The 4,172-nt window shown below is 61.3% G+C and carries 5 protein-coding genes; all 5 read right to left on the bottom strand.

The genetic code is table 11. The features are described 5' to 3' along the window. The coding region (locus tag H0V34_14120; GenBank protein ID MBA2492769.1) for a helix-turn-helix domain-containing protein at positions 1–176 on the bottom strand (176 nt) is incomplete at its 3' end. 220 nt (positions 177–396) lie between these two features. Further along, on the bottom strand, positions 397–1,104 hold the full coding sequence (ispD, locus tag H0V34_14115; protein MBA2492768.1) for a 2-C-methyl-D-erythritol 4-phosphate cytidylyltransferase: 708 nt from the start codon (positions 1,102–1,104) through the stop codon (positions 397–399). A gap of 87 nt (positions 1,105–1,191) precedes the next feature. Then, the gene (gene ftsB / locus H0V34_14110) at positions 1,192–1,476 is read right to left on the bottom strand and encodes a cell division protein FtsB (GenBank protein MBA2492767.1); all 285 of its coding nucleotides are present in this window, start codon (positions 1,474–1,476) and stop codon (positions 1,192–1,194) included. 497 nt (positions 1,477–1,973) lie between these two features. Further along, the gene (gene eno / locus H0V34_14105) at positions 1,974–3,263 is read right to left on the bottom strand and encodes a phosphopyruvate hydratase (GenBank protein MBA2492766.1); all 1,290 of its coding nucleotides are present in this window, start codon (positions 3,261–3,263) and stop codon (positions 1,974–1,976) included. A gap of 406 nt (positions 3,264–3,669) precedes the next feature. Next, on the bottom strand, positions 3,670–4,172 hold a 503-nt coding region (gene kdsA / locus H0V34_14100), incomplete at its 5' end, for a 3-deoxy-8-phosphooctulonate synthase (protein ID MBA2492765.1).

Genomic DNA, 4,172 nt, shown 5'->3' with positions numbered 1-4,172 from the left:
GCCTTGCGCAAGCCGGCCTGCCCGTGCGCTTCGAGCCTGCCGGCCCAGCGCGAAACCGACTGGCGTGAGACCCCCAGCTGGTGGGCGACTCGGGACTGCGAAAGCCCTCGCCGTAGCAGGTTCGCCGCCCGCATGCGTCGTTTCTGGAGCGCATCAAAATCTCGTCCCTTGGCCATCGCTGAACATCCTCACGCATTCGAAGATGACCAATAATGACTATTGTCACCATATTACTCAAGTCTCAATAGGCACAGTGCGCGGCGCGAGGTCAGAAATTAACTTATCGGCAAGATGGCGAGAAGTTGGCGCTTGGCCGCCATCAAGCACCGCGGGACTATGCAGCCCAATCTACATTAAGATCAATGACGAGACTTGACGCCGTAGCCAAGGTAAAACCTAGCATAACACCCGCACAGCCAGAATACGTTCCGCCAGCGCCAGATCCTGCGGATGCGTGATCTTGATGTTGTCGCCACGGCCTTCCACCAGCCGCGGACGCAGCCCTGCTCTTTCCACGGCGGCGGCTTCGTCGGTGACAGCGACATCCGCTTCGATCGCCGCCTGCAACGCCGCATGCAGCACGCTCAAACGAAACATCTGCGGGGTCAGCGCGTGCCATAGCGCGGTCCGCTCTACGGTCTGATCGATACGGTTTTCGCGATCGGCGCGCTTGAGGGTGTCGCGCACCGGCGCCGCGAGGATGCCGCCGACCGGGTCATCGGCCAGGGTTGTCATCAGCTTGTCGAGATCGTCCGCGTGGAGACAGGGGCGCGCGGCATCGTGCACCAGCACCCAGGCATCTTCGCGCGTCACGTTCTTTAGGTGCTCCAACGCGTTGAGCACTGAATGACAACGCTCGCGGCCACCGATTACAGTCACCAGCGGTTTGGCGCTTGCAATCTTCAGGGACGGCCAGCGGTCGTCGTTGGAGTCCACGGCAACCACGATGCCGGCGATCTTCGCATACTCGATAAAACATGCGAGGGCGTGCTCGATCACCAGTTTGCCGGCAAGCGGCAGGTATTGCTTCGGAATTGCACCGCCGATGCGCCGGCCCGCGCCGGCGGCGGGGATCACGGCCCAGAACGCGGCGGCTTCAATCATAGGCCTTTAGTCGACTACGAAATGCTTTGCTGACTTGCCATCGGCTCCCGCCCGGCGGCTGTGAAGCCAAGGGTGCGGCCCCGCGGCTCACCGCGACGGCAGCGGCTCCACGACGCGGTAAAACGTCTCCCCCTCGCGGATCATGCCCAGCTCCAGCCGCGCGCGTTCCTCGATGGCTTCTTCCGCAGTCTTCAGATCAATAACCTCGGCCGCCAGCGCCTGATTGCGTTCGCGCAGCGCGGCGTTTTCGCGGCTCTGGGCGTCGATCGCACGCTGCAGATCCCACACCTCCGCCTGGCTGCCGTCGCCGACCCAGAGCTGATATTGCAAGGCCACAAACAGCAGCCCGAGCACGAGAAAACCTAGGCGCATGTTAGGTGCTCCGGCCTCTTAGCGCGCGAAGTTCTTCTACTGCCGCATCAAAGTCTTTAAACGCTCGCGCGATTGCTTCGGCCGTTCGACGCTTCTTTGAGCTTATTGATAGGCGTCCTGGAGGTGCTTGCTGCATCCACTCCTCAATGCGCGCTCGGCGCCTCCGTTGTAAAGACGCCGAAGAGACCTTGCGAGCGAGGAATGACTCCCAAGGCTCTTCCCTCTTTTCATCTCCGTTGCATAGCCCACAGGACAAAACCTGATTGTGGATGTCGTTAGTCCCGAGTGCCGACTGTGAAAGGACGTGATCGCGACGCTCGCCGCGGACCAAAGCGGCGCCGCAATATGCGCACGACGAATCAAAGAATTTCCAAAGCCGATCTATGTCAGCATTCGACGGGGGTGGGTCAATGACCGCAATGCAGCAGCGTCGCATCTGGTTTTTGGCGATTGATGGTGTGTGCTTAGCCACGATACGCTGCTCGACTAAGCCTTTTCTACGCGGTGCCGACGCGCGGGAATGGTTGCATGCCCGCATAGCTGCATTGCTTGCCCAGGGATTCTTCGATGCGTATCAACTGATTGTATTTCGCCACGCGATCCGAGCGGCACAGAGAGCCGGTCTTGATCTGTCCGGCCGCGCTCGCCACCGCCAGGTCGGCGATGGTCGTATCCTCGGTCTCGCCCGAGCGGTGCGAGATCACCGCGGTGTAGCCCGCGTCGTGCGCCATGCGGATGGCGGCAAGCGTTTCGGTCAGCGTGCCAATCTGATTGAGCTTGATCAGAATTGAATTCGCGACGTTCTCGCTGATGCCGCGCTCGAGAATTTCGGTATTGGTGACAAACAGGTCGTCGCCGACCAGTTGCACCTTGTCACCAAGCCTGCGTGTCAGCTCGGCCCAGCCTTCCCAGTCGTCCTCGGCAAGTCCGTCCTCGATGCTGATGATGGGATACTGATCCACCCAGGCGGCCAGATAATCGATAAACCCGCCCGCGTCCAGCGACTTGCGCTCCGACACCAATTCGTAGCGGCCGTCGCGATAAAATTCCGAACTTGCGGCGTCCAGACCCAGATAAATGTCCTTGCCGGGTTCGAAACCCGCCGCCTGAATCGCTTCCAGTATCGTTTCAACGGCCGCTTCGTTGGAAGGCAGATCGGGGGCGAACCCGCCCTCGTCGCCGACCGCGGTGCTCATACCCCGCTTGCGGAGAACTTTTCGCAGCGCGTGAAAAACCTCGGCGCCATAGCGCACCGCCTCGCGCACGCTCTCGGCGCCGACCGGCAGGATCATGAACTCCTGCAGATCCACACTGTTGTCGGCATGCGCGCCGCCGTTGATGATGTTCATCATGGGGACCGGCGAAATGAAGGGGCCGTCGCCGCCCAGATGCCGGTAAAGCGGCACACCGGCTTCGCTCGCCGCGGCTTTCGCCGACGCCATCGACACCGCCAGAATCGCGTTGGCGCCGAGACGACCCTTGTTCGAGGTACCGTCCAGATCGATCATGCGCTTATCCAGCGCCTGCTGATCCGCGGCGTCGAGGCCGATGACGTTGGGCCGGATCATGCTGTTGACGTTGTTGACGGCGCGGGTGACGCCTTTGCCACCATAACGATGCTGATCGCCGTCGCGCAGCTCGATCGCCTCGCGCGTACCGGTCGACGCGCCGGAAGGCACCGCCGCACGGCCAATGTGCCCGGATTTCAAGGTGACATCGGCCTCGACCGTGGGATTGCCGCGCGAGTCCAGAATTTCGCGCGCGTGGATATCGATAATTGCGGACATAGCCTGCTCTTCTGTTGATTCGAGAATGATTTGCGGGAATTAACGTTCAGTACTTCAGCTGGCAGCGCAGCGGATTGCCGCAAAGGCGATCCCTGAGACTACGCTTGTGCCCACCAGGGCAGTGCCTACCGTCCACATGATGAGTAAGCGACCCATCCGTTTCACACTGGCGCTTGCGCGCTCCACATCCGACTTTGTCGCAAGGTGGGGCAGTTCGGCGTCAAGGCGAGCTTTGATCGACGCGACATCGATCTCTACGTTACGCAGTCTATCTTCGGGTAACGGTGGCACGCTGTTCATTTAGTCGAGAATTTACCTTGTGCGGGTATCGAAAGTCACGGCGCCATTTTGAATCTACATCGTATCATCGCTACCATGAGCGTACGCGACGTCGGCGGTGCCCGCTTCACACGCGGTCCTCCACAAACGCCTGCGACTTGACCGCCGCGTCCAGCGTCTTGAGCGTAATCAACAATTCCGTCATCAATTCCAGCGGCCAAGCGTTGGGCCCGTCACTCAAGGCGCGCGCCGGCTCCGGATGCGTTTCCATGAATATGCCGGCGACACCAGCCGCCACCGCGGCGCGCGCCAGCACCGGCACGAACTCGCGCTGCCCGCCGGAACTCGCGCCCTGCCCGCCCGGGAGCTGCACCGAATGCGTGGCGTCGAACACCACCGGACAACCTGTCTCGCGCATCACCACCAGCGCGCGCATGTCGGACACCAGATTATGATACCCGAACGAGGCGCCGCGCTCGCACACCATGAGTTGATCGTTGCCTGCGGCGCGCGCCTTGTCCACCACGTTTTTCATTTCCCACGGCGACAGGAACTGCCCCTTCTTGATGTTGACCGGCCTGCCCTGCGCCGCGACGTTGTGGATGAAGTTCGTCTGCCGGCACAGAAACG

This window comes from Gammaproteobacteria bacterium (assembly GCA_013696315.1).
In the GTDB taxonomy this organism is placed as follows: domain Bacteria; phylum Pseudomonadota; class Gammaproteobacteria; order JACCYU01; family JACCYU01; genus JACCYU01.
This window is presented reverse-complemented; position numbering and strand designations above follow the sequence as displayed.

What these genes read in the sequence shown, in the direction of transcription:
- ispD (MBA2492768.1), bottom strand. Translation starts at nt 1,104, where the DNA reads ATGATTGAAGCCGCCGCGTTCTGGGCCGTGATCCCCGCCGCCGGCGCG.
- ftsB (MBA2492767.1), bottom strand. Translation starts at nt 1,476, where the DNA reads ATGCGCCTAGGTTTTCTCGTGCTCGGGCTGCTGTTTGTGGCCTTGCAA.
- eno (MBA2492766.1), bottom strand. Translation starts at nt 3,263, where the DNA reads ATGTCCGCAATTATCGATATCCACGCGCGCGAAATTCTGGACTCGCGC.